The 22,378-nt window shown below is 65.5% G+C and carries 27 protein-coding genes; 13 read left to right on the top strand and 14 right to left on the bottom strand.

Annotation, left to right across the window (positions count from 1 at the left end; translation table 11 throughout):
• From rlmN to MK313_RS10115, 3 genes are all read left to right on the top strand, one after another.
• Positions 1-628: 23S rRNA (adenine(2503)-C(2))-methyltransferase RlmN (gene rlmN / locus MK313_RS10125; RefSeq protein WP_287781311.1), on the top strand; the 628-nt coding region annotated here is incomplete at its 5' end.
• A 14-nt stretch (positions 629-642) separates the two neighbouring features.
• A complete protein-coding gene (locus MK313_RS10120) occupies positions 643-846 on the top strand; it encodes a hypothetical protein (protein WP_008943755.1) in 204 nt (67 codons plus the stop codon).
• Between the two features lie 11 nt (positions 847-857).
• Complete coding sequence (locus tag MK313_RS10115) at positions 858-1,181, top strand: DUF805 domain-containing protein (RefSeq protein WP_083859585.1); 324 nt, start codon at positions 858-860, stop codon at positions 1,179-1,181.
• Here the strand turns inward: MK313_RS10115 and MK313_RS10110 are convergent.
• Positions 1,178-2,338 carry an iron-containing alcohol dehydrogenase gene (locus MK313_RS10110; protein ID WP_287781308.1) on the bottom strand — a complete coding sequence of 387 codons (1,161 nt, stop codon included), beginning with the start codon at positions 2,336-2,338 and terminating at the stop codon, positions 1,178-1,180. The two genes, MK313_RS10115 and MK313_RS10110, sit on opposite strands and share 4 nt — an antisense overlap.
• A 189-nt stretch (positions 2,339-2,527) precedes the next feature.
• Between MK313_RS10110 and MK313_RS10105 the strand changes: the two genes are divergently transcribed.
• The 3 genes from MK313_RS10105 to MK313_RS10095 are packed head-to-tail and all read left to right on the top strand — an operon-like array spanning position 2,528 to position 5,760.
• The gene (locus tag MK313_RS10105; protein WP_287781306.1) at positions 2,528-4,027 is read left to right on the top strand and encodes a CoA-acylating methylmalonate-semialdehyde dehydrogenase; all 1,500 of its coding nucleotides are present in this window, start codon (positions 2,528-2,530) and stop codon (positions 4,025-4,027) included.
• A gap of 10 nt (positions 4,028-4,037) precedes the next feature.
• A complete protein-coding gene (locus MK313_RS10100) occupies positions 4,038-5,045 on the top strand; it encodes a DMT family transporter (RefSeq protein WP_287781305.1) in 1,008 nt (335 codons plus the stop codon).
• Between the two features lie 13 nt (positions 5,046-5,058).
• Positions 5,059-5,760: a DUF1045 domain-containing protein gene (locus tag MK313_RS10095; RefSeq protein ID WP_287781303.1), complete on the top strand. Its 702-nt coding sequence runs from the start codon at positions 5,059-5,061 to the stop codon at positions 5,758-5,760.
• On the opposite strand, the gene MK313_RS10090 is transcribed toward MK313_RS10095, so the two are convergent.
• On the bottom strand, positions 5,757-6,515 hold the full coding sequence (locus MK313_RS10090) for a DUF1194 domain-containing protein (RefSeq protein WP_008943749.1): 759 nt from the start codon (positions 6,513-6,515) through the stop codon (positions 5,757-5,759). The two genes, MK313_RS10095 and MK313_RS10090, sit on opposite strands and share 4 nt — an antisense overlap.
• 69 nt (positions 6,516-6,584) lie before the next feature.
• Positions 6,585-7,064 (bottom strand): metallopeptidase family protein, encoded by a 480-nt coding sequence (locus tag MK313_RS10085; protein WP_008943748.1) that lies wholly within the window; start codon positions 7,062-7,064, stop codon positions 6,585-6,587.
• A gap of 14 nt (positions 7,065-7,078) precedes the next feature.
• Between MK313_RS10085 and MK313_RS10080 the strand changes: the two genes are divergently transcribed.
• Complete coding sequence (locus MK313_RS10080) at positions 7,079-7,363, top strand: 4a-hydroxytetrahydrobiopterin dehydratase (protein WP_287781300.1); 285 nt, start codon at positions 7,079-7,081, stop codon at positions 7,361-7,363.
• Between the two features lie 70 nt (positions 7,364-7,433).
• Here the strand turns inward: MK313_RS10080 and MK313_RS10075 are convergent, their stop codons facing one another.
• Positions 7,434-8,177, bottom strand: a complete 744-nt coding sequence (locus tag MK313_RS10075; protein ID WP_121221729.1) for a Bax inhibitor-1/YccA family protein — start codon at positions 8,175-8,177, stop codon at positions 7,434-7,436.
• Between the two features lie 219 nt (positions 8,178-8,396).
• On the opposite strand from MK313_RS10075, the gene MK313_RS10070 reads away from it, so the two are divergent.
• Positions 8,397-9,443 carry an NADP(H)-dependent aldo-keto reductase gene (locus MK313_RS10070; protein ID WP_287781297.1) on the top strand — a complete coding sequence of 349 codons (1,047 nt, stop codon included), beginning with the start codon at positions 8,397-8,399 and terminating at the stop codon, positions 9,441-9,443.
• Here MK313_RS10070 and MK313_RS10065 read toward each other — a convergent pair.
• The 6 genes from MK313_RS10065 to MK313_RS10040 all read right to left on the bottom strand — a co-directional run bounded on the left by MK313_RS10065 (position 9,440) and on the right by MK313_RS10040 (position 16,528).
• Entirely contained in the window at positions 9,440-12,202 is a 2,763-nt protein-coding gene (locus MK313_RS10065; RefSeq protein WP_287781295.1) for a type 2 lanthipeptide synthetase LanM family protein, read from the bottom strand. The genes MK313_RS10070 and MK313_RS10065 overlap by 4 nt on opposite strands.
• Positions 12,203-12,225: 23 nt before the next feature.
• Positions 12,226-12,534, bottom strand: a complete 309-nt coding sequence (locus tag MK313_RS10060) for a Nif11-like leader peptide family RiPP precursor (protein WP_008943743.1) — start codon at positions 12,532-12,534, stop codon at positions 12,226-12,228.
• A gap of 34 nt (positions 12,535-12,568) precedes the next feature.
• A complete protein-coding gene (locus MK313_RS10055; RefSeq protein WP_287781292.1) occupies positions 12,569-12,856 on the bottom strand; it encodes a Nif11-like leader peptide family natural product precursor in 288 nt (95 codons plus the stop codon).
• Positions 12,857-12,958: 102 nt separating this feature from the next.
• Positions 12,959-13,231, bottom strand: coding sequence for a hypothetical protein (locus MK313_RS10050; RefSeq protein ID WP_287781290.1), 273 nt, complete (start codon positions 13,229-13,231; stop codon positions 12,959-12,961).
• A gap of 11 nt (positions 13,232-13,242) precedes the next feature.
• Positions 13,243-15,777, bottom strand: a complete 2,535-nt coding sequence (locus MK313_RS10045) for an ABC transporter permease (protein WP_287781288.1) — start codon at positions 15,775-15,777, stop codon at positions 13,243-13,245.
• A gap of 1 nt (position 15,778) precedes the next feature.
• Positions 15,779-16,528, bottom strand: a complete 750-nt coding sequence (locus tag MK313_RS10040) for an ABC transporter ATP-binding protein (RefSeq protein WP_183078018.1) — start codon at positions 16,526-16,528, stop codon at positions 15,779-15,781.
• 55 nt (positions 16,529-16,583) lie between these two features.
• Between MK313_RS10040 and MK313_RS10035 the strand changes: the two genes are divergently transcribed.
• On the top strand, positions 16,584-17,249 hold the full coding sequence (locus MK313_RS10035) for an arylesterase (protein ID WP_287781285.1): 666 nt from the start codon (positions 16,584-16,586) through the stop codon (positions 17,247-17,249).
• Positions 17,250-17,257: 8 nt separating this feature from the next.
• On the opposite strand, the gene MK313_RS10030 is transcribed toward MK313_RS10035, so the two are convergent.
• Both MK313_RS10030 and MK313_RS10025 read right to left on the bottom strand, forming a co-directional pair.
• Positions 17,258-17,917, bottom strand: coding sequence for a ChrR family anti-sigma-E factor (locus tag MK313_RS10030; RefSeq protein ID WP_287781283.1), 660 nt, complete (start codon positions 17,915-17,917; stop codon positions 17,258-17,260).
• A complete protein-coding gene (locus MK313_RS10025; RefSeq protein WP_008943736.1) occupies positions 17,917-18,468 on the bottom strand; it encodes a sigma-70 family RNA polymerase sigma factor in 552 nt (183 codons plus the stop codon). The genes MK313_RS10030 and MK313_RS10025 overlap by 1 nt, the downstream gene beginning before the upstream one ends.
• Before the next feature lie 320 nt (positions 18,469-18,788).
• Between MK313_RS10025 and MK313_RS10020 the strand changes: the two genes are divergently transcribed.
• Entirely contained in the window at positions 18,789-19,340 is a 552-nt protein-coding gene (locus tag MK313_RS10020; RefSeq protein ID WP_008943735.1) for an invasion associated locus B family protein, read from the top strand.
• 69 nt (positions 19,341-19,409) lie between these two features.
• Here MK313_RS10020 and MK313_RS10015 read toward each other — a convergent pair whose 3' ends face one another.
• Positions 19,410-20,435 (bottom strand): aspartate-semialdehyde dehydrogenase, encoded by a 1,026-nt coding sequence (locus tag MK313_RS10015; protein ID WP_008943734.1) that lies wholly within the window; start codon positions 20,433-20,435, stop codon positions 19,410-19,412.
• A gap of 106 nt (positions 20,436-20,541) precedes the next feature.
• Between MK313_RS10015 and MK313_RS10010 the strand changes: the two genes are divergently transcribed.
• Entirely contained in the window at positions 20,542-20,883 is a 342-nt protein-coding gene (locus tag MK313_RS10010; RefSeq protein ID WP_287781279.1) for a DUF962 domain-containing protein, read from the top strand.
• Here MK313_RS10010 and MK313_RS10005 read toward each other — a convergent pair.
• Entirely contained in the window at positions 20,880-21,419 is a 540-nt protein-coding gene (locus MK313_RS10005; protein ID WP_121221709.1) for a hypothetical protein, read from the bottom strand. The two genes, MK313_RS10010 and MK313_RS10005, sit on opposite strands and share 4 nt — an antisense overlap.
• A gap of 87 nt (positions 21,420-21,506) precedes the next feature.
• On the opposite strand from MK313_RS10005, the gene MK313_RS10000 reads away from it, so the two are divergent.
• Both MK313_RS10000 and MK313_RS09995 read left to right on the top strand, forming a co-directional pair.
• Positions 21,507-21,953 (top strand): YcgN family cysteine cluster protein, encoded by a 447-nt coding sequence (locus MK313_RS10000; RefSeq protein WP_008943731.1) that lies wholly within the window; start codon positions 21,507-21,509, stop codon positions 21,951-21,953.
• 82 nt (positions 21,954-22,035) lie between these two features.
• Positions 22,036-22,299: a bacterioferritin-associated ferredoxin gene (locus tag MK313_RS09995; protein WP_287781276.1), complete on the top strand. Its 264-nt coding sequence runs from the start codon at positions 22,036-22,038 to the stop codon at positions 22,297-22,299.
• Positions 22,300-22,378: the final 79 nt, after the last annotated feature.

Genomic DNA, 22,378 nt, shown 5'->3' with positions numbered 1-22,378 from the left:
CCGCGAGGGCCGGCGCGTGACCAATCTGGTGATGATGGGCATGGGCGAGCCGCTCTACAATTTCGACAACGTGAAGGCCGCGATGGCGGTGGTGTCGGACGGCGACGGGCTGTCCCTCTCCAAGCGCCGCATCACGCTGTCGACCTCGGGCGTGGTCCCGACCATCGAGCGCGTCGGCGCCGAGATGGGCGTCCTCCTCGCGATCTCCCTCCACGCCGTGCGGGACGAGCTGCGCGACGTGCTGGTGCCGATCAACCGCAAGTACCCGATCGCCCAGCTGATGGACGCGTGCCGGAACTATCCGGGCCTCTCCAACGCGCGGCGCATCACGTTCGAGTACGTGATGCTGAAGGGCGTGAACGACAGCGACGAGGATGCGCACGCGCTGGTCAAGCTGCTGGAGGGTATTCCGGCGAAGATGAACCTGATCCCGTTCAACCCCTGGCCGGGCTCGCCCTATGAGCGGTCCAGCAACACGCGGATCGACAAATTCTCCAAGATCCTTATGGCGGCGGGCTATGCCTCGCCGGTGCGCACGACGCGCGGTGCGGATATCATGGCCGCCTGCGGGCAGCTGAAATCCGCCTCCGAAAAGCTCAAGAAGAGCCTCCGCACCGACGCATCCTGAGGGAGTATTCCGGCATGGGCATGTTCGGCTGGAACATCATCTTCGCGCTGCTGATCATCTACCCCATGTGGCGCATCTATGAGCGCACGGGCCTGAACCCGCTGTTCGCCCTGCTGGTCTTCGTGCCCGGCATTGGCTGGCTGCTGGCGCTGCTGCCGCTGGCCTTCATGGACTGGCCGAACAGGCCCCGGGCTTCCGAATCCCGGACCCGCGAATAATGATGGCCGGCATGGAGGTGATCCTGGTGCCCGCCGGCCTGCTGGGCCTGGCGGTATTCGCCGTCACCATCTGGGCATCGGTGCGCGTCCTGCACCGGATCGGCCATTCCGGCTGGTGGGTGCTGGCCAGCTTCGTGCCGGTGCTGAACATCGCGCTGATCTGGGCGCTGGCGCTGCAGCGCTGGCCCAACGACGGCGCGGAAAACAGCGCGGGCGCGAATAACCCAGGGCCGGACGAGCCCCTGTGGTCGCCCGAATCCCTGAAGAGCGCCGGAACCGGCCCTGCGGGCGGCAACACAGAGCCGCCGACCGCCCTGCCGCCCGCGAAAAGCTAGGCGTAAACCCGCTTGTAGAGATCGACGATCTCCGCCGCGTCGGGCACGCGCGGGTTGTTGCCCGGCGAGCCGGAAGCGATGGCCTGGCTGGCCATGGTGTCCAGCAGTTCCATGTAGCGCCCCTCGTCGATGCCATAATCCTTCGGAGTCGGCACCTTCAGATCCTTATTCAACCGGCGCAGCGCATCGAGCAGCCGGTTCACCGCCGACTGGTTGCCCTCATCCTCTGGCGCTATGCCCATGGCGCGCGCGCAATCGGCATAGCGGTCCATCGCCGCCTCGGCCGAGAATTCCGTCACGGCGGGCAGCAGCATGGCGTTGGACAGGCCGTGCGGCACATGGAAGAAGGCGCCGATCGGGCGGCTCATGCCATGCACCAGCGCCACCGAGGCGTTGGAGAAGGCCAGGCCTGCCTGCGTCGCGCCCAGCATCATCTGCTCGCGCGCCTGCTCATTCTCTGGCTCGAAGCAGGCGGTGCGGATGTGGGTGTAGAGCCGCCGCATGGCGGTCAGCGCATAGACATCCGACATCGGGTTGCGCTTCTTCGAGACATAGGCCTCGACCGCATGGGTGATGCTGTCGATGCCGGTGTCGGCGGTCAGCCGGAACGGCTTCTTCATCGTCAGCTTGTAATCGACCAGCGCCACCGTCGGCAGGCAGCCCAGCCCCATGACCAGCATCTTCTCGTCGGTTTCGGTGTCGGTGATGACGCAGAATTTCGTCACCTCCGAGCCGGTACCCGCCGTGGTCGGGATGCAGATCAGCGGTACCGCTGCCTTGTCGGCGGCCTTCGGCACCTTGTGGTCGCGCATCTTGCCGCCCAGCGCGGCCAGCGCGTTCATCGCCTTGGCGGTGTCCATCGGGCTGCCGCCGCCGAAGGCGATCAGGCAGTCGAAGGTGCCGAGGCGCAGCCGGCCCAGCCCGGCCTCCACCACATCCGTCGTCGGGTCGGGCACGGTATCGGCGAAGACATCCCAGCGGATGCCAGCGGAATCCAGCGGGTCGGTCACATTCGCCTGCATGCCGGAATCGCGCATGAACGGGTCGGTCACGATCAGCGGCCGGTGCACCCCCAGCTTGTGCATGACCAGCGCGATCTCCTTGGCGGCATCGCCGCCGATCAGCATCATGCGGGGTGTCAGTATCTGCGCGATCATGGCGTCCTCTCCCGGTTTGTTCTTTGCCAGCAGGATAAGGCGGTTTGCCGCGGATCGCCAAACGGTGCTTATCGGCCCGTTGTTCTTCCCCATCATGGGGCGCTATAACCAAGCCCGGACAGTCAAACAGGCAGGCCGCACGGCGATCCCCGGATCGAACCCGGCGTGACGACAACTCGGAGGAACCCCATGACCAAGACGCTGCAGCATTATGTGAACGGCGCGCCGGTGGACGGCGCCAGCGGCCGGTTCAGCGACGTGTTCAACCCGGCGACCGGTGAGGTGCAGGCCCGCGTGCCGCTGGCCACCCCGGCCGAGGTGGACAAGGTCGTCTCTGCCGCGCAGGCCGCCTTCCCGGCATGGGCCGCCGCCACGCCGCTGCGCCGCGCGCGCGTCATGTTCAAGTTCAAGGAACTGATCGAGAAGAACATGGACCGGCTTGCCGCCGCGATCACCGCGGAGCATGGCAAGACCTTCCCCGACGCGCAGGGCGAGGTGACCCGTGGGCTGGAAGTGGTCGAGTTCGCCTGCGGCATTCCGCAGCTGCTGAAGGGTGAATATACCGAGCAGGTGGGCGGTGGCATCGACGCCTGGACCATCCGCCAGCCGCTGGGCGTGGTCGCCGGCATCACCCCGTTCAACTTCCCGGCCATGGTGCCGATGTGGATGTTCCCGGTGGCGATTGCCTGCGGCAACTGCTTCATCCTGAAGCCGTCGGAGCGCGATCCCTCGGCCGGCCTGATCCTGGCCGAGCTGCTGAAGGAAGCGGGCCTGCCGGACGGCGTGTTCAACGTCGTGCATGGCGACAAGCAGGCGGTGGACGCGATCCTCACCCATCCGGGCATCGAGGCGGTCAGCTTCGTCGGCTCCACCCCGATCGCCGAATATGTCTATCACACCGGCACCGCGCACAATAAGCGGGTGCAGGCGCTGGGCGGTGCCAAGAACCACATGATCGTCATGCCCGACGCCGATCTCGACCAGGCGACCGACGCGCTGATGGGGGCCGGCTACGGCTCCGCCGGTGAGCGCTGCATGGCGGTCTCCGTCGCCGTCGCCATCGGCGACAAGGTGGGCGATGCGCTGATCGACCGGCTGACGCCGAAGGTGCGCTCGCTGAAGGTCGGCCCCGGCATGGACAAGGAAGTGGAGATGGGGCCGCTGGTCACCCGCCAGCACATTGAGAAGGTGCGCGGCTACGTCGATCAGGGCGTGAAGGAAGGCGCGAAGCTGGTGGTCGATGGCCGTGACCTGAAGCTGCAGGGCTATGAGAACGGCTTCTTCATGGGCGGCTGCCTGTTCGACAATGTCACCACCGACATGACGATCTACAAGGAGGAGATTTTCGGCCCGGTCCTCTCCGTCGTGCGCGCGCCGGACTATGAAAGCGCTGTGAAGATGGTCAATGACCACGAATTCGGCAACGGCACCGCGATCTTTACCCGCGACGGCGATGCGGCGCGCGAATTCGCCAGCCAGATCAAGGTCGGCATGGTCGGCATCAATGTGCCGATCCCGGTGCCGATGGCCTTCCATTCCTTCGGCGGCTGGAAGCGCTCGCTGTTCGGCGATCACCACATGCACGGGCCGGAAGGCGTGCGCTTCTACACCCGCATGAAGGCGATCACCCAGCGCTGGCCGACCGGCATCCGCTCCGGTGCCGAATTCATCATGCCGACGATGAAATGATCCGGGGGACGTGACCGAAACCCCAAATCCGGTGACAGGCAGCGGCCGGGCGGACCTTCCGCTCGGCCGCGTTCTGTTTGCCAACATGCTGCTGCTGGGTGTGGCGATCCTGTGGGGATCGCACATCCCGGTGCTGGATGTGCTGCTGGGCACGCTGGACGTCTGGACGGTGGCGCTGTTCCGCTACCTGATCCTGATTCCGGTGGCGATGTGCTGGCTCACCCTCTCGACCGCGCAGCCCTTCCGTCCTACCCCGCCAAAGGATGCAGAGGCAGATGCCGGCACCCCGGCGCGCTTCCCGCTGCGCCGGATCGCGATCCTGGGCATCCCCGGCGTGCTGGGTTTCGCGCTGTTCTATTCCTCCGGCATCTATTTCGCCGGACCGATCTCCGCCGCCATCATCGCCACCTGTTCGCCCGTCGTGGCAACGCTGGTGAACTGGATCATCAGCGGCACAAGGCCCGGCCGGGAGATGTGGCTGGCCATGGCCTTCGCCGTCACCGGCGGGCTGATCGCCGTGTTCAGCCGCGAGCCGGCGGGGCCGGGCCAGGATCACCGCGTGCCGGTGCTGGGCGAAGTGCTGCTGGTCTGCGGCATGATCTGCTGGAGCAGCTATTCGGTCTTCGCGCAGCGTTGGCTGGCCGGCTATTCGCAGCTGCAGATCACCAGCTTCACCATGACGGCGGCGGGCACCGGTATGGTGCTGCTCTATCCACTGCTCTGCCTCGCCGGCATCGCCCAGCTGCCCGACGCGCTGCCGCCGCTGACCATTGTGGTCGGCCTCGTCTATGTGGCGCTGCTGCCCACCCTGTTCGGCACCTTCCTGTGGCATAGCGGCATCGGCATCGTCGGCGTGCCGGTGGCTGCCCTCTATATGAACTTGCTGCCGATCTTCGCCGTGCTTATCTCGATGCTGATCGGCGCCATCCCGACCACCGGCCAGATCATCGGTGGGCTGGTGGTGCTGGCCGGCGTCGCCCAGGCACAATTCCACCGACTGAAGACCCGCCCAAACTGAAGACCCGGCCAGCATGAGTGAACCGCGCTACGCCCTGTATTACTGCCCGCCCGAGGACAGTGACCTGTACCGTTTCGGCTGCCGCTGGCTGGGGCGCGATGCCGTCAGCGGTGCACTGCGCGAACAGCCGGCGGTGGCCGGCGTCACGCCGGCGCGCCTCGCCAACGTCACCAGCGACGCCCGGCATTACGGCTTTCACGGCACGCTGAAGCCGCCCTTCCGGCTGCATCCCAAGGCGGCGGAGGCGCAGCTTGTCAGCAGCGTCGGGCGGTTCGCCGCACAGCTGCGCCCCTTCATCGCGCCACCGCTGGTGCTGAAGGAGCTGTCGGGCTTCCTGGCCCTGCACTGCGCCACGCCATCGCCGGAGATCGATACGCTGGCCGCTGCCGCCGTCACCGCACTGGACCGTTTCCGCGCACCGGCCACGGAATCGGAACTGGCGAAACGCCGCGCCGCCGGGCTGAGCGACCGGCAGGAAGAGATGCTGGTGCGCTGGGGCTATCCCTATGTGATGGACCAGTTCCGCTTCCACCTGACGCTGACCTGCCGCCTGCCCGACGAGGCTGAGCGAGCCGCCTTCCGTCAGGCGCTGGAGCCGATGGTGGCACGTTTCGCGGCGGAACCGCTGCGCGTCGAGGCGGTCGCCCTGTTCCGCCAGGACAGCCGGGAGACGCCCTTCCTGCTGACGCGCTATTTCCCGCTCAGCAAGATCTAGCGCGCGGCCAGGATAGCGGCAGGCACCCGATCATTCCGGGCGATGGGCACGTCGCTGATCTCGCGGATCAGCTTCTGCAGGATGGCGCGGGAGAAGTCGGCATAGTCGGCGGCATCGATGACGAAAGCACCGGGCCCGCCGATGACATAATCCTGATAGTGCCGGTCGAGGTTCTTTTCCTCGTTCAGGATGGCAAGACCATTCACCGTAATGCCCTGCCCGACCGCCTCGTCACGTGCCTCGCGCACCGGATCGACGCCATTGTCGATGCCATCCCCCGACACGTCGATCACCTGCCGCAGCCCGCGATAGGGGCCGGCCGGGAACTGCCGTGACGCATAGCGGATGGCATTGCCGATGGAGGTTCCGCCGCCATCCACGTCGCGCGGCATCATCTGCAAAGTATCGGCGAGTGCCTCGGAGGCTGCCGGGCTATCGACCAGCTGCCAGGGCACGGAGACATGCTGGGCGTTGGTGCCCGCGCTGGCCCATTGCACCACCGTGACGGCAATCGCCCCCAGCGCGCCGCTGGAAATGGCCTGCTTCACGCGCTCGTCGCGGAAGGCGTGCGCCAGACCGTTGGCCATCAGGTTGAACTCGTCGAAATCGACCGAGGAGGAAGCGTCGATGGCGAGCACGAGCTGCAGATCGACGGGAATCTCCGCCCGCGCCGCGCGGGACGGCAGCAGCAGGCCAAGCGCCAGCAGGACCAGCAGCAGACAATGGCAGGAGCGGGATTGGACCAAGCGCGTCATGCCTCATGAGATAGAGGCAAAGCATGGCAGGAAAACGGTCGTCTCGCCAGAAAAGCGCGAGAGCGCCCCTCAGTCCTGCTCCTCGATGGCTTCCATATCCTCGTCGGAATAGCCGAAATGATGGCCGATCTCATGGATCAGCACATGGCGCACGATGTCCTGCAGATCCTCGCCGGTCTCGCACCAGTAATCCAGGATCGGCCGGCGGTAGAGGAAGATCATGTCCACATCCTGCGGCACATCCAGCAGGCTGCGGTTGGTCATCGCCACGCCGCGATAGAGGCCCAGCAGGTCGAAGGGCGTTTCCACCCCCATCTCCAGTTCGGTATCCTCGTCGGGAAAATCCTCGATCCGCAGCAGCACATCGCGCACATGCTGGCGCAGCGGATCAGGGATGACCTGCAGCGCGGCCAGGGCCATCTCCTCGATATCCTCAAGGCTGGGCGCCGTGGTGTGGATCGGTGTCTTCATGTGATCGACGATAGCGCGCCCGGGCTGGGCCGCCAAGCTGGCGCCGACGGGGAATTTCAGGAGTTTGGAAGCAGCCATGGAGGTCTTTTCGGATGGTACAGCGACTGACGGATACGGAAATCGACGCGGCGTTGAAGGAACTGGCGGGGTGGCGGCGGGTCGAGGGGCGATCCGCAATCGCCCGAAGCTTCAAATTCGCCGATTTCAATCAGGCTTTCGGCTTCATGGCAAGGATCGCCCTGATGGCCGAGAAGCTGGATCATCACCCGGAATGGTCGAACGTCTATAACCGGGTGGAGATTACGCTGACGACGCATGATGGCGGCGGGATCAGCGCGCGCGACCTGAAGCTGGCGCGCTTCATCGACAGCCTCTGAGCACCGCCCGAAAAGAGGAGGCCGCCCGGATATCCGGACGGCCCCTTCCGATTCTTCTTTTGGCGGTCTGCTACTCGCGCTGCGTACCGAACAGCTGCAGCAACATGACGAACATGTTGATGAAGTTGAGGTACAGCGACAGAGCTCCCATTAGCGCCTTCTTTCCGGCGATCTCGCTGCCGTCCAGTTCGACATACAGTTCCTTGATGCGCTGCGTGTCCCAGGCGGTCAGGCCGGTGAACACGATGACGCCGATCACCGAGATGGCGAACTGCAGCGCCGTCGAACCGACGAAGATGTTGACCACCGACGCGATGATGATGCCGATCAGCCCCATGAACATGAAGGAGCCGAGGCGCGACAGGTCACGCTTCGTGGTGTAGCCATACAGGCTGGTCGCGGCGAACATGCCGGCGGTGATGAAGAACACGCGCGCCACGCTCTCACCGGTGAAGACCAGCAGGATCGAGGACAGCGACAGACCCATCACGGCTGCGTAGGCCCAGAACACCATCTGCGCCGTGGCGTAGGACATGCGGTTGATGCCCATCGACAGGCCGAACACGAAGGCCAGCGGCGCCAGCATCACCACCCACTTCAGCGGCGAGGCATACAGCGTCATGCCCAGATCGGTCAGTGCCAGCGGGCTCCAGCTCTCCACGGCCATCTGCGCGACGGCGTAGGCGACGATACCCGTCAGCGCCAGGCCGCTGGCCATGTAGTTGTAAACCTTGAGCATATGGGCGCGAAGCCCGGCATCGATGTCCGCCGAAAGTGCTTCCGCCCGGTTCATATACTGCTTTTGAGTATCCATCGCTTCCCTCTGCTATGCGGTGGACGCAAACTGCATCTGATGTAGGCGAATTGCTCCACGGCTTCAATAGATATAGGACCGCAGAAGGCCGATTTAAGGGCGCGCCGCTTTCTCGGCGCTTGCAACCCGCCCTCAGGCCGCTATACCGGATACCGACTTACCGCGCCGGACCTTCCGTACCGACGTGCCAGCCTTCATCCCGTGAGGAGACCATCCGCCATGGAAAAGCGCCGCCTTGGCCGTACCGACATCGAGGTCAGCGTCATCTGCCTCGGCACCATGACTTTCGGTGAACAGAACACCGAGGCCGAGGGGCATACCCAGCTCGACTATGCGCTGGATCACGGCGTGACCTTCATCGACACGGCGGAAATGTATCCGGTGCCGCCCAGCGGCAAGACCTATGGTGCCACCGAGGAAATCGTCGGCAACTGGATTGCCGCCCGCAAGAACCGCGACCAATTCGTGCTGGCAACCAAGGTGGTGGGCGCCAGCCGCAAGGGCTTTGAGCATATAAGGGGCGGCCAGGCGAAGCTGGACCGCAAGAATATTCATCAGGCCATCGACGATTCGCTGCGCCGGCTGAAGACCGACTATGTCGATCTGTACCAGCTGCACTGGGCCGACCGGCAGACCAACACCGCCGGCCAGTTCGGTTATGTCCACAAGGAATCGCCCGGCGCCACGCCGATCGAGGAAACGCTGGAGGCGCTGGCCGAGATCGTGAAGGCCGGCAAGGTCCGCGCCGTCGGCCTGTCGAACGAGACGCCCTGGGGTGTGCACGCCTTCCTGCGCGCCGCCGAGCAGCTGAACCTGCCGCGCGTTGTCAGCATCCAGAACGCCTACAGCCTGCTGTTCCGCCCGTTCGAGATCGGCCTGTCGGAAATGGCGATCCATGAGAATGTCGGGCTGCTCGCCTTCTCGCCGCTCGCCATGGGCGCGCTCAGCGGCAAATATCTCGGCGGTGCGATTCCGCAGGGCTCGCGCATGGACCGGTATTTCTCGCGCTATGGCCGTTATATCGCGCCGAAGCCGATGGCGGTGACCGAGAAGCTGGTGGCGCTGGCAAAGGAAAACGGCCTCAGCCCGACGCATATGGCACTGGCCTATGTGAACAGCCGGCCCTTCGTGACCGCGAACATCATTGGCTCCACCAGCGTCGAGCAGCTGGCCGAGAATATCGGCAGCGCCGATGTTGCCCTGTCGGACACGGTACTGAAGGGCATCGAGGCGATCCTGAACGAGGAGCCGATGCCGGTTCTCTAACCCAGCGCGGGGAGCAGGACGGGCGGCGCCAGCCCCGGCGCCTCCGCCTGCACCAGCGCCAGGACGATCCCCGCCACGCCCTTGAACAGGCAGGGGTCGGGCGCCGCGAAGGGCAGCGCGTCGCTCCACAGGCCCGGCCTGTCACCGGACCAGCGCAGCCGCACCGCATCCGCCAGAGCCGCATCCTCTGCCCCGGCTAGCGTTAGTACGGCCAGCCGGCCAGCCAGCCCGCAACACATATCGCCGGCTTCCCCGGCGGGATCGGCAGCGGTGGTTGCGAGCGCCCGTGCCAGCTCCGTCCGGCGGTCCGCGAAGGCCTCCGGCGCCAGTTTCAGCAGCGCGGCCCGCGCCAGCGCCACACCCGGCGCGCCATGGCACCAGGCGGTCGAAGGACGGCCTTTCCCGTTGGGGTCCGGCCAGTTCCCCGTATCGGCATTGAACAGCCGGTCCTCCGGCAGCAGGGCGGCCTGTGCCGCCGCGAGATAGCGCTGCTGTCCCGTCGCGTTGAAGGCAGAGGCCAGCGCCACCGCCATGCCGGACTGGCCATGCGCCAACCCCGCCACCGGCTGACCGCGCCGGGGACGCCAGAGAAGTGCGTCCTCCTCTTCCGTCGCCAAGGCGAGCAGCCGGTCCGCCCAGCGTGCCATCAGCGAGGGCGGCGCGGCATTCCCGGTCCGCCGTCCCAGCAGATGCAGCGCCGGCAACAGCCCGGCGATACCGTCATAGAAATCGAAGGAGGAGATCGCCGCCGGATCACCCAGCCGGCCCGTCAGCGCCAGTGCGGCCACGACATAACCGGGTTCTTCCAGCAGTTCGCCGGCCCAGACCAGCGCGGCGATCATGCCGCCCAGGCCGACCGCATGACCGGCACCGAACGCCTGCGCCAGCGATTGCGCTGTCCCATCCGCCGCGAGATGGCGCAGTGGCAGCAGCGCCTTGGCCGCAAGGTTCAGCCAGTCAGACCGCCCCCGGTGCCGGCCAGCCGCCACCAGCGCCAGCGCGATACCGGCACTGCCGTGGTAGAGGCCGTGGCCGGCGACGCGAAACGAAATCGGCAATTCCTCATGCGGGCGCAGCCAGTCCACCCCGCCATCGCCGCGCGGAATCGCTCCCGCCGCCAGCCACCCCGCCAGCCGGTCCAGCAGATCGCCCTCCACAGGCAGAGGCGTGGGGGCAAAGGCGCCGCGCAGGATGGCCGTGTGTCGCGCCAACGTCTTTTCGTCCAGCCCCCCTATGGCCTGCCGTGCTGCCTCCAGCGGCGACCGGTCGCCCAGCCTTCCAACCGGCGCGCCAGCGGATTCGGAGAGGATGCCCTCGGACGGGCTGAACAGGAAGGCCGGCACATCTCCCCGGCCGAGCGCCGCCGCCTCTGCCGCCAGCAGCCGTTGCCAGTCGGCCTTCGCGATACCCGGCAGGGCCGGACGGGCGATGCGCGCCGTCTGCCGCTCCACCGCGTCGGGCATGGCCATCATGTCCGGTTCGCGCAGCCGGGCCAGCAGCCGTCGATAGGAGTCGGTGGGCAGAGCGACGAAACGGCAGCGCGCATCGGCAAAACCGGCCAGCGGCCCGTCCTCTGCAAGGAAATCGGCGCGGTGCGCCAGCATTGTCTCCTGCGCCTGCCGGTAGCCTTCCTCCAGTGCCGGCAGATGCGCGCGTATATCCTGCTCCGCGCCGCCAAGACGCGGCAGGCAAGGTTCCTCCGGCTGGCGCAGAATGTCCGCGCGGCGCATCCAGTCGGTGCCAGCATGGCGAAAACCATGGTCCGGCAGCGGCACCGGCGGCAGCGGCGGCCCGCCGGAACCGATATTGCGCCACTGCCCCTCACCCAGCGGCAGCAGGAAGGGCAGCAGTCCGCTTTCCATGAAGGGCGGCAGGTCTGACAGGCGTTTCAGCCAGTCCGGCATCGCATCGGGCGCCAGCAGGCATTCCAGATCGACGATAACCGGATAGGCGCCCGCCGCGATCAGGTTCTCGGAATGGATATCGGTGCCGCGCATCAGGCCAAGCACCGCCATCAGCATGCCGAGTCGGCGGTAGAATGCCGCCACCTCGCCTTCGTCGCGGCAATCGGCGGGAGAGACCCACTCCATCCAGCCATGCGTGCCACGATCCAGCACGCGCGGCAGGCGCTGATCCGGCAAGGCGGGATTGCGCGCCGCCAGCCAGTTCAACACACCGGCGAACCCGGACTCGACCGCCAGCGAGCGTGGTTTGTAGGCCAGCACCGTACCATCCGCGAAGCCGAGGCGGGCAACCATGCGCCCCTGCGCATGCGGATCGGACAGGCCAAACCCGATGGAGACGAGTGGCGGCATGCCCGCCGACCAGCTAGGCATGAAACTGCGCATGGCGGCGCGATCCGCCTGCAGCCGCACCGCCAGTTCCAGCGCGGCGGCGGAATGATGCTTGATGAGAAGGGTCAGCGCCGTGTCGAGGCCGGGATAGGAACGCCGCAGAACGTCCAGACCGCCAGCTTCCATGCCGGCGGCAAAGGCTGCGTAGGTGGCGCGGGACACATCCTCCGGCGGTTCGTCCAGCAGGAGAGAGATTGGCGGCGGCGCGGGACGGGCCTTGTCGAACGCCGCGAACAGAACCGGCGCTGCAAGGGTGCACAGCCGTTCCAGCAGAAAGGGACGCATGCCCTCGTACACCACCCGCCCGACTGTCGCGTCGACCCCCGATACTTCCGCGGCCAGATGCAACTCCTCCAGCGCGCCGTCGCACAGCGGCTGGAGGATATCGTCGAACGGCTTTGTCACTCAGGCGGCAAGGAAATGCGGGCTCAGAACCAGTTTTCGGTGAACTTGCCGGTGCACATGCAATAGCAGCCCTTGGTGGTCATGCAGTAGGGCGAGCCGCCGCCGGACACCGCTTCCAGCGCGGCATCGTCCAGCTCGTCATCAGGGCCGGCCTTGCTGGCCGTCATCTGCGCCTTGATCTGCTCGGCGGAGATATCGATGCCCTTCGATTTGGCGATGCCGGCCAGCGCCTCGGCGGCGTCGCCCATTTCCTTATGACCGGACAGCTTGTCGAGCAGTGCCTTGTCGGATTTCACGGCTGCCTTCAGCGCCTCGAATGCCTGATTTGCCATTACCTTCCTCCCTGTCGGCTTTTTTGGCCTACCGTCACTTGGTGAAAATGCAGTAGCAGCCCTTGGTGAACATGCAATAGGGCGAGCCGCCGCCGGACACCGCTTCCAGTGCTGCATCGTCCAGCTCGTCGTCCGGGCCGGCCTTGCTGGCCGTCATCTGTGCCTTGATCTGCTCAGCATTCAGCGCAATGCCCTTCTGCGCGGCAACGCCGGCCAGAAACTCTGCGACATCGCCCACTTCCTTCATTCCGGACAATTTCTGGACCAGCGCCGGATCGGCTTCGACACCCTTCTTCAGGCTCTCGAAATTCTGCTGCGACATGATGATTTTCGCCCTCAAGCCAATGATGGCGGGCAGCATATCGCAACCGGAAAATGCAGGCAATTGACTGTTTTTTAAGAAAAAATGGTGACAGCGATCAGATCAGAGTGTGATCGAGCGGGCCTCCGCTTGCCGTGTATCGGCGGTATCGGGCACACCCTCATCCGGCACCTTGCGCGGAATGACGATGTTGCCGTCCTTGTCGAAATAGGGGACGCCATAGCGCTGCACTTCCTCGGCAAGATCGCGCAGGGCCTCGACCGCCTTCGTCATCCCTTCGCGCAGCGTCTCCACCGGATTGCCGGAAGGTTCCTCGGCGCGCGCCTGCGGGACAGCAGCTGTCAGAAGCAGGGCCGCCAGTATCAGAACGCGCATGTCCGCCTCCCTTATTCGTTGCGCAGCAGCGGGGCCGCCTTCTGGCCCAGCGCCCGCCAGGTCCCGGCAAGACCCAGTGCGACGGTAATGACCGTACACAGCAATGATGTCCAAATCACGACACCGGGCGCGAACACGAAGTCAGAGCGCATGACGAAGACCAGCACCGCCCAGGCGACGATGGTGCCGACGACCGAGGCAATCAGCGCCACCATCGCCCCCAGCAGCCCGTATTCCAGCAGAAAGGCCGCCAGCACGTCACGCCGCGTCGCCCCCAGCACCTTCAGCACCACCGCGTCATAGACCCGGCGGTGATGGCCGGCGACCACCGCCCCGCCCAGCACCAGCGTGCCGGCAAGGATCGCGACCGAGGCGGTGATCCGCACCGCCTGCCCGACCGCTTCCAGAATCTGGTTCGCCGCCTCCAGCGCGTCCTTCACGCGGATCGCGTTCACATTCGGCAGCTCGTCGGTGACGGCGCGTTGCACCGCCTCCTCGGCCGCCGGGCCATCGGTGTTCACGGTAGCAATGATGGTATGGGGTGCAGCCTCCATCGTGCCCGGCGCGAAGATGATGACGAAGTTGATCGACAGATTGCCCCAGTCGATCCGGCGCAGATTGCCGATGGTCGCGGTGATGTCCCGCCCCAGCACATTGATCGTCAGCGTGTCGCCGATGCCGATGCCCATGCCGGCGGCGATCTCCGCATCGAAGGAGATCAGCGGCGGCCCCTTGTAATCCTCCGGCCACCAGTCGCCGGCGACGATCTGCGTTCCCGGTGGCGGGGCGGCGGCATAGGTCAGGCCACGGTCGCCGCGCAGCACCCAGCGCACCTCCGGATCGACGGTCACCTGGTCGGAAGGCACGCCATTGATGGCAGAGACGCGGCCGCGCACCATCGGCGTGCGTTCGACCTTGCTGATGCCCGGCACCGCATCGACGGTCTGCTGGAAGCGGTCGATCTGGTTCGGCTGGATATCGATGAAGAAATAGCTGGGTGCCTGCTCCGGCAACTGCTCGGTCACCTGCCGCGCCATATTGGCCTGGGTCAGCGCCACCGCGACCAGCACGGTGATGCCCAGCCCCAGCGAAAGCGCAATGCTGGCGGTCGGCGCGCCCGGCCGGTGCAGATTGGCCAGCGCCAGCCGCAGCGTCGGCTGGCGCGGACGCCCCGCCGCCGCGACGCCCAGCATCAGCAAACGCGCCGCCCCCAGGAAGATGAGGACGGCACCGATGGCGCCAAGCACGAACCAGCCGGCCAGCACCCGCTCATTGGAGGAGAAGATGGCAAGCGCCGCCAAAGCCACCGCCGACAGGCCGAGCGCCAGGATATAGGGCAGGCCGACCCGGCCGCCCTCGCCGCTGACCAGCTGGCGGAACAGGCCTGCAGGACGGATATCCTTCGCCTTCGCCAGCGGCCAGAGCGAGAAGGCCAGCGCCGTCAGCAGGCCGAACAGGCCGGCGAGCGCCAACGGACCGGCATAGAGTGCCGGCGCCACCTGCACCGGGATCAGCTGGTTCAGCACTGCCGCCGCGGCATAGGGCAGCGCTGCGCCCAGCACCAGCCCGGCGGCGATGCCGGCCAGCGCCAGGATCATCACCAGCGACAGGTAGGTGCGGAACACCACCGCCCCCTCGACCCCCAGGCATTTCAGCGTGGCGATGGTGGTGGATTTGCCGTCCAGATAGCTCTTCACCGCATTGCCGACGCCGACACCGCCGACCAGCAGCGCGGTCAGCCCGACCAGCGTCAGGAACTGCGCCACCCGGTCGATGAAGCGCCGCAGGCCCGGCGCCGCCTCGCTGAGGCCGCGCACGCGCCAGCCATTATCGGCGGCATAACGGTCGCGGAAATCCCGCATCCAGGCGGCATGGTCGGTGCCTGTGGGCAGCACAAGGCGGTAATGATAGTCGATCAGCGTGCCGGGCTGGATAAGACCGGTCGCCTCCAGCGCGTCGCGGGCGATCATCACACGCGGCCCGAAGCTGGCGAAGCTGACCGCGCGGTCCGGCTCGCGCAGGATCGTGGCCCGCACCTCGACATCCAGCTCGCCGACGCGCAGCCGGTCACCCAGAGCAAGTCCCAGACGGTCGAGCAAATTGGGTTCGATGACCGCCCCCCAGACGCCGCCGCGATTGGCGAGCGCCTCTTCCAGCGGCAAGGCGGGGTCGAGTTCCATGGCGCCGATGAGCGGATAGGCGCCGTCCACCGCCTTCAGTTCGGAGAGCGAGCGCTGGTCACCGTTCGGATTGCGCGCCATCGCCCGCATGTCGGCGACATGCGACAATCGTCCTTGCGTTTGCAGATAGGCCAGCGCCTCCGGCGTGATCGGCCGGTGCACCGATTCGACATCGACACTGCCGCCCAGGATCTGGCTGGCATCGGCACGCAGGCCGGCCAGCAGCGATTCGGAGACGGAGCCGACGCCGGCAATCGCCGCCACGCCCAGCATCAGGCAGGCGAGGAAGATGCGGAAGCCTTTCAGCCCGCCGCGCAGCTCGCGCCGGGCAAAGCGCAACCAGACCGGCATCCCCCAAACTGGCATATCAGCCCCCGGCCGCAGCGGCGAGGCTGGCCTCGCCCGCGCGCTCGTCAGAGACGATGCGGCCGTCCGAAAGATGGATGGTGCGCTGGCAGCGCCGCGCAAGATCAAGGTCGTGGGTGATGAGAACCAGCGTGGTGCCGAAGCGGCGCTTCAGGTCGAACATCAGTTCGATGACCTGCTCGCCGGTATGGCCGTCCAGATTGCCGGTCGGCTCGTCCGCCAGCAGCAGCGACGGGCCGGCGACGAAGGCGCGGGCCAGCGCAACGCGCTGCTGCTCACCGCCGGACAGTTGGTCGGGATAATGGCCGGTACGATGGCCGAGGCCGACCGCCGCCAGCCCTTCCGCCGCCCGGTCGAAGGCGTCCGCCGCACCAGCCAGTTCCAGCGGTATGGCGACATTCTCCAGCGCGCTCATGGTCGGCACCAGCCGGAAGGCCTGGAACACGATCCCGACATGGGCGCGGCGGAACAGCGCCAGCCGGTCCTCGTTCATGCCGCCCAGATCATGGCCGGCAACGCGGATCGAGCCGCCGGTCGCGCGCTCCAGCCCCGCCATAAGCATCATCAGCGAGGATTTTCCGGCCCCGGACGGACCGACAATGCTGACCGTCTCGCCCGCCGCGATGGTGAGGTCAATTCCGCGCAGGATGTTGACCTCGCCCGCCCCGCTTCTCAAGTTAAGGCGCACATCGTCGAGCTGAATGATCGGATCGCGCGACGAGTCCGAAGCCGAGGAAGAGGGCGCTGTCATGTCGCAAGCCTGCGCTGTTGCCGGGACTGATTGTGGAAACCGCCGGGCTGCTGCAGTGCGGCAGGCCCAATCCGGATATGGCCCGCTGCGCAAGATATTCAACGGACTGATCGTGCCGGCGCTACTGGCCGCCCTGCTGTTAGCCAGCACAGCGGCGCGAGCGGAGACCGTCATCCTGGGCCTGGGCGACAGCCTGATGGCGGGCTATGGCCTGCCCGACGGCAAGAGCTTCCCGGCGCAGCTGGAAGAAACCCTGCGTACTGCCGGAAAGCAGGTGCGGGTGGTAAATGCCGGCGTGTCCGGCGACACCTCGACCGGCGGCCTCGCCCGCCTGGACTGGGCGCTGGCCGAAAAGCCGGATGCCGCAATCGTCGAGCTGGGGGCGAATGACGGGCTGCGCGGCCAGCCGGTCGAACAGCTCTACGCCAACCTCGATGCCATCCTGACCCGGCTGAAGCAGGAAAATATTCCCGTGCTGCTTGCCGGCATGCATGCCCCGCCCAATTTCGGGCGCGACTATACCGAGGCCTTCCACGCCGCCTACCACCGCCTCGCCGAGAAGCACGACGTGGTGTTCTACCCCTTCTTCCTGGATGGGGTGGCAACGGAGCCATCGCTGAACCAGCCGGACGGCATCCACCCTAACGAGCAAGGAGTCGCCGAGGTGGTCGGGCGCATCCTGCCGAAGGTCGAGGAACTGTTGGCCCGCGCCGGAAACTGATAGCGAAATTAATAGCGCATGAAGAGGTTGATGATCCGCCCCACCGGACCGGTCAGCTTCAGCGGCGCATCCGTGACGGCAAGGCAGATGCAATCCTCGCCGGCATCGGCCACCGGCGTGTGCACCAGCTCATCATCGGCAATCGAGACATCGCCGCGCCCGTAATGACCCGTGTCGTCCGAGAAGCCGCCCGCCAGCACCAGCGTCATCTCGCTGCCGCCGTGCGTATGTTCCGGCATCGCCTGCCCCGCCTTGATACGCAGCAGACGGGTACGGTAGCCGCTGTCGCCAATCGGCAGCTCGATCTCCTGCAGCGACCGGGTCACGTTGCGCCAAGGCAGCGCACCCAGATTATCACCGAGGTAGGAGCGCAGCGGCTCCGGCAGGACACGCCGCGTCTGCTCATCATAGCGAACCGCCGGCTTATGCGCGGGCAGATCGGCAGGCTCCTCGTCGAGCCGGGCCAGCACCGCGTCCAACGCCGCATCGGTCAGGTCGGCCGGCTGGCTGTCCGCCAGCATCGCGCCACCGATACGCTCGTAATCCGCCACCTTGGCCCGGCATTCCGGGCACAATGCCAGATGGGTTGCAACCAGCAGGCTGACCGGCTCACTGGCCGTGCCCGCCGCATAATCCATCAGATGTTCTTCGCTTACATGAAACATCATCACATCAACTCACTTGCTAGGCTCTGGCGCAGCTTCGCCAGGGCAAGTCGGATACGCGACTTCACTGTCCCGATTGGGATACCGCTCTCAGCCGCTATCGTGCCGTGCGACTTGTCCTCGAAATAGGCAAGGCGCAACAGGTCCGCCTGTTCTGGCGGCAGGGTCTTCAGGGCCTGTTTCACGACCGCGTCGCGCTGGGTCTCGAACACCACATCGTCAGCAGCGGCCGGGGCACTGGGCACCAGCGCCGGGTCCTCCGGATCGAGTTCCGGCCGCCGCGTGCGGCGCAGGGCATCAATCCGCTTGTTGCGGGCGATGGTGAATATCCAGGTGCTGGCGCTGGCCTGCGACGGATCGAAGGTCTCGGCGCGGCGCCACACCATCAGCATGGCTTCCTGGACCAGTTCCTCGACACCTTCCGGCGCCGTGCCCTGGCGCATCAGGAAGGATTTCAGCCGGGGGGCGAAGTGCGAGAACAGCGCCGCAAACGCATCCCTGTCACGATTCCGCCCGACGGCGATCAAGAGTTCTTCCTGGGTCTTTACCGACATCGATCCGGCTTCGCCGCCCCCTTTTGCGGGCCGTGCCACGCCCGCCCCCTTATGTAGGGGGTTTCCGCCCATCCCTGCAAGCGAGGGAACCACAAAGCAGGACAAGGCAGGGCTGGCCGGCGAACGGTCGCGTCGAAGCTTCAGACTGATGTCAATTTGTCCCTGCATGAAAACTTATACGGGGGCGGTGGCGTTGCCGGATTACCGGCCGCCTCAAAAAAGTTCGATTTGCCGCCTAGAAGCCAGCTGGCATCAAATTGACGGCCAACCGGGGCAATCCTGGGTTGGCAGGGCATAGGGCTCTCGCTTAGGTTACCGACATGATGAAGTCGATTCGCATCTCCCCGCTCTTTCGCCTCGCCCTCTGGACAGCCTTCCTGTCCCTGGCGTCCCTGCCCGCAGCGACCGGCCAGGCCAGTGCCCAGCAGCCCAAGCAGATCGGCACCTACAACGCCTGGAGCGCCTTCACCTATCAGGAGAATGGCGGGATCGTGTGCTACATGGTCAGCGAACCGACCAAGGATGAAGGCGATTACACCAGGCGCGGCAAGATATACACGCTGGTGACGCACCGGCCCTCCAAGAAGTCGGTCGGCGTGGTCAGCGTTATCGCCGGCTACCAGTACAAGGAAGGCAGCGAGATCAGCGTGAATATCGGCGGCACGACCTACCGTCTGTTCACCGTCGATGACCATGCCTGGGCCGCTACCGCGCAGGAGGACAAGCAGCTTGTGGACGCCATGAAAAAGGGCTCCAGCATGGTCATCAAGGGCGTGTCCTCTCGCGGCACCGAGACCACGGACACCTACTCGCTGAGCGGCTTCACCAAGGCCTATGAGGAAATCAGCAAGGCCTGCAAGGTCGCGGGCTGAATTCTTATCTAGACCAAAAAAAGCCCCGCCAGTTGGCGGGGCTTTTCGCGTCTGGGTGCCAGCCGGTAATCAGGCGGCCTTGCGCAGATGCGTGGCAATCAGCGTCTCGGCGATCTGGATGGCGTTCAGTGCCGCCCCCTTGCGCAAATTGTCCGACACGCACCAGAAGCCCAGACCGTTCTTCACGGTCGGGTCCTTGCGGATACGGCTGATATAGACCGCATCCTCGCCGGCGCTTTCCTGCGGCGTGACATAGCCTTCATTGGCGCGGTGATCGACCACGGTGACGCCCGGGGCCTTCTGCAGGATGGCGCGCGCCTCGTTCTCGTCGATCGGCTTCTCGGTCTCGATGGTGACCGCCTCGGCATGGCCGATGAACACCGGCACGCGCACGCAGGTGGCAAACACCTCGATGGACGGGTCGAGGATCTTCTTGGTCTCGACGCGCATCTTCCATTCTTCCTTGGTCGAGCCGTCATCCATAAAGATGTCGATGTGCGGGATCACGTTGAAGGCGATCTGCTTGGTGAAGACCTCCTTGTTAATCGTATCGTTCACATAGACCGCACGGGTCTGGTTGAACAGCTCGTCCATCGCCTCCTTGCCGCCGCCGGACACCGACTGGTAGGTCGAGACCACGACGCGCTTGATCTTGAAGCGGTCGTGCAACGGCTTCAGCGCCACCACCATCTGGATGGTGGAGCAGTTCGGATTGGCGATGATGTTGCGCTTGGTGTAGCCGGCAATCGCCTGCGGGTTCACCTCCGGCACGATCAGCGGCACATCCGGGTCCATGCGGAACTGGGAGGTGTTGTCGATGACGATGGCACCCGCCTTGCCGGCACGCGGGGCGTGCACGGCGGAGATTTTCGCCCCCGGCGAAAACAGCGCGATATCGGTACCCTTGAAGTCGAAAGTCTCCAGATTCTGGACTTTCAGCACGGTGTCCTCACCATAGGACACCTGCTGGCCGGCCGAACGCTCCGAGGCGAGCGCGACAACCTCGTCGGCCGGGAAGTTACGCTCGGCCAGGGTAGTGAGCATCTCATGCCCGACAGCCCCCGTGGCACCGACAACCGCAACCTTATAGCCCATAACCGGACTCCCGTGAAAAAAGCGTGTTAACGTCTGGACTGGTTGAAATACGCTTTCATCAGCTGCATTGCAACATTAGCCGCAGTGCAAATGACGAGGAGGCGTCATGCAGAATCCTGAAGCGCCGATCCGGACCTATAATGAGTTCTGGCCCTTCTATCTGCGCGAACATGCGAAGCCCGCGACAAGGGCGCTGCATTATGCTGGCACCGGGCTGGGATTGCTCCTGCTGGCCGCCGCCATTCTGACCGGCACGGGCTGGCTGTTCCTGGCCGCGCTGATCGCCGGCTACTTCTTCGCCTGGATCGCGCATTTCCGGGTGGAGCGGAACCGCCCGGCCACCTTCCGCTACCCGCTGTGGTCGCTTTACAGCGATTTCCGCATGTTCTTCCTGTGGGCCACCGGCCGGCTGCGCCCGGAGCTGGAAAAGGCCGGAACCCAGCCTTAGCGTCCCCCCTCGTCGCCGCCTGCTCCGCCGAAGCCGAACGGCCGGTTGAAGGCGGCCCGCCCCTCGGAGGGCTGGTCCAGCAACAGACTCTGGATATCAACCGTCACATCCCGCGCGCTGCGCAGGCAGATGCTGCCAAAGATCGTGTCCATGCTGTCGATGGCCAGCGGTCCGGTCTCGCCGGCAGCGAGTGCGCCCAGGCTGTTGGCGCTGAATCGCTCGACCGTCAGCCGGAAATCAGCGCACTGGCCATCCTCCATCGCGTCATGCTGGTTCATGCCCTTGCTCAGCACCACCTGGTGGCCAAGGCTGGGGCGGAACCGGACATTCGACATGAAGGCGCCGCGATAGACCTCCACCAGCTGCACCGCCAGCCGGCCCGGGTCGTAATAGCTTTTCGGATAGGCGAGGCTGGCGGAGATATAGGCGCCGGCCTCCGACAGGGCGGCCGCACCGGTGAAGCGCTTGGCGGCCTCGGCGGGCGTGGCGACCGCCATGACGGGAAATGCCAGCAGCAGGATCACGGCAAGACGCATCGGCCCCTCCATCAGAAACAACGCATACAAAGTAACCGCAAACGCTAGTGCCTGTCATCCTGAAGGGTCCGGGACTATGCTGGGGCGATGACAACCGACCTGCCCTTCTGGAAACGCAAGAGCCTGCGGGAGATGACCCGCGCCGAATGGGAATCGCTGTGCGATGGCTGCGGGAAATGCTGCCTGCTGAAACTGCTGGACGAGGATAGCGGCGCCGTCGATTACACCGATGTCGCCTGCAAGCTCCTGAACATCGAAACCTGCCGCTGCCGCGACTACAAGAACCGCAACCGGCTGGTGCCGGGCTGCGTCGTGCTGTCGCCCGGCAAGCTGGAACATCTGCCCTGGATGCCATCTACCTGCGCCTACCGGCTGCTGCATGAAGGCAAAGAGCTGCCAGACTGGCACCCGCTGGTCTCCGGCGATGCCAGCACCGTGCATTCCGCCGGTATCTCGGTGCGCCGCCGCGTCATCCCGGAAATGCTGGTGGATGAGGACGACCTGGAAGACCACATCGTCACCTGGCCGGCCTGATCACCAACGCAGAAATTACTGAGCGCGCCAACCAATACGAACGATTCGCATTTTCGTTGACACTCATTCGCACTCTTATCATATGATCGGGGTCCGCACGCTGAAGACGTGCCCGCTGGGGACCCGAATCGCCATGTATGTCTGCATCTGCAACGCGATCTCCGAACGCCATGTGCGTACCGCCATTGCCGAAGGCGCCACGACCGCCGGCAAGGTGTATCGCGCCTGCGGCAGCCAGCCGCAGTGCGGGCGTTGCAAGCAGAGCATTTGCGAGATGCTCGGCGAGGCGAAGGCGGCGACCGCTACCCTCATGCAGCCAGCGATGGCGATGGCCGGCGGCGATTAACTCGCACTTGCCTTGGAAGTGATTATTACTATCCCTTAGGTGTTGAATTTATTGATATTTTGTCCGCCCGCATTTGCCG

It is taken from the genome of Oceanibaculum sp. (genome assembly GCF_022449305.1).
Taxonomy (GTDB): domain Bacteria; phylum Pseudomonadota; class Alphaproteobacteria; order Oceanibaculales; family Oceanibaculaceae; genus Oceanibaculum; species Oceanibaculum indicum.
Note: the sequence above shows the minus strand (reverse complement) of the source record. Positions and strands in the feature narration are given on the sequence as shown.

Coding starts and splice junctions, on each gene's coding strand:
- MK313_RS10015 (WP_008943734.1), bottom strand. CDS start 20,435: ATGGGCTATAAGGTTGCGGTTGTCGGTGCCACGGGGGCTGTCGGGCAT.
- MK313_RS10110 (WP_287781308.1), bottom strand. CDS start 2,338: ATGATCGCGCAGATACTGACACCCCGCATGATGCTGATCGGCGGCGAT.
- MK313_RS10020 (WP_008943735.1), top strand. CDS start 18,789: ATGATGAAGTCGATTCGCATCTCCCCGCTCTTTCGCCTCGCCCTCTGG.
- MK313_RS10040 (WP_183078018.1), bottom strand. CDS start 16,528: ATGACAGCGCCCTCTTCCTCGGCTTCGGACTCGTCGCGCGATCCGATC.
- MK313_RS10005 (WP_121221709.1), bottom strand. CDS start 21,419: ATGCGTCTTGCCGTGATCCTGCTGCTGGCATTTCCCGTCATGGCGGTC.
- MK313_RS10070 (WP_287781297.1), top strand. CDS start 8,397: ATGGAAAAGCGCCGCCTTGGCCGTACCGACATCGAGGTCAGCGTCATC.
- MK313_RS10120 (WP_008943755.1), top strand. CDS start 643: ATGGGCATGTTCGGCTGGAACATCATCTTCGCGCTGCTGATCATCTAC.
- MK313_RS10085 (WP_008943748.1), bottom strand. CDS start 7,064: ATGGCTGCTTCCAAACTCCTGAAATTCCCCGTCGGCGCCAGCTTGGCG.
- MK313_RS10000 (WP_008943731.1), top strand. CDS start 21,507: ATGACAACCGACCTGCCCTTCTGGAAACGCAAGAGCCTGCGGGAGATG.
- MK313_RS10080 (WP_287781300.1), top strand. CDS start 7,079: ATGGTACAGCGACTGACGGATACGGAAATCGACGCGGCGTTGAAGGAA.
- MK313_RS10115 (WP_083859585.1), top strand. CDS start 858: ATGGAGGTGATCCTGGTGCCCGCCGGCCTGCTGGGCCTGGCGGTATTC.
- MK313_RS10050 (WP_287781290.1), bottom strand. CDS start 13,231: ATGCGCGTTCTGATACTGGCGGCCCTGCTTCTGACAGCTGCTGTCCCG.
- MK313_RS10055 (WP_287781292.1), bottom strand. CDS start 12,856: ATGTCGCAGCAGAATTTCGAGAGCCTGAAGAAGGGTGTCGAAGCCGAT.
- MK313_RS10030 (WP_287781283.1), bottom strand. CDS start 17,917: ATGATGTTTCATGTAAGCGAAGAACATCTGATGGATTATGCGGCGGGC.
- MK313_RS10090 (WP_008943749.1), bottom strand. CDS start 6,515: ATGACGCGCTTGGTCCAATCCCGCTCCTGCCATTGTCTGCTGCTGGTC.
- MK313_RS10045 (WP_287781288.1), bottom strand. CDS start 15,777: ATGCCAGTTTGGGGGATGCCGGTCTGGTTGCGCTTTGCCCGGCGCGAG.
- MK313_RS10095 (WP_287781303.1), top strand. CDS start 5,059: ATGAGTGAACCGCGCTACGCCCTGTATTACTGCCCGCCCGAGGACAGT.
- MK313_RS10060 (WP_008943743.1), bottom strand. CDS start 12,534: ATGGCAAATCAGGCATTCGAGGCGCTGAAGGCAGCCGTGAAATCCGAC.
- MK313_RS10010 (WP_287781279.1), top strand. CDS start 20,542: ATGCAGAATCCTGAAGCGCCGATCCGGACCTATAATGAGTTCTGGCCC.
- MK313_RS09995 (WP_287781276.1), top strand. CDS start 22,036: ATGATCGGGGTCCGCACGCTGAAGACGTGCCCGCTGGGGACCCGAATC.
- MK313_RS10105 (WP_287781306.1), top strand. CDS start 2,528: ATGACCAAGACGCTGCAGCATTATGTGAACGGCGCGCCGGTGGACGGC.
- MK313_RS10025 (WP_008943736.1), bottom strand. CDS start 18,468: ATGTCGGTAAAGACCCAGGAAGAACTCTTGATCGCCGTCGGGCGGAAT.
- MK313_RS10075 (WP_121221729.1), bottom strand. CDS start 8,177: ATGGATACTCAAAAGCAGTATATGAACCGGGCGGAAGCACTTTCGGCG.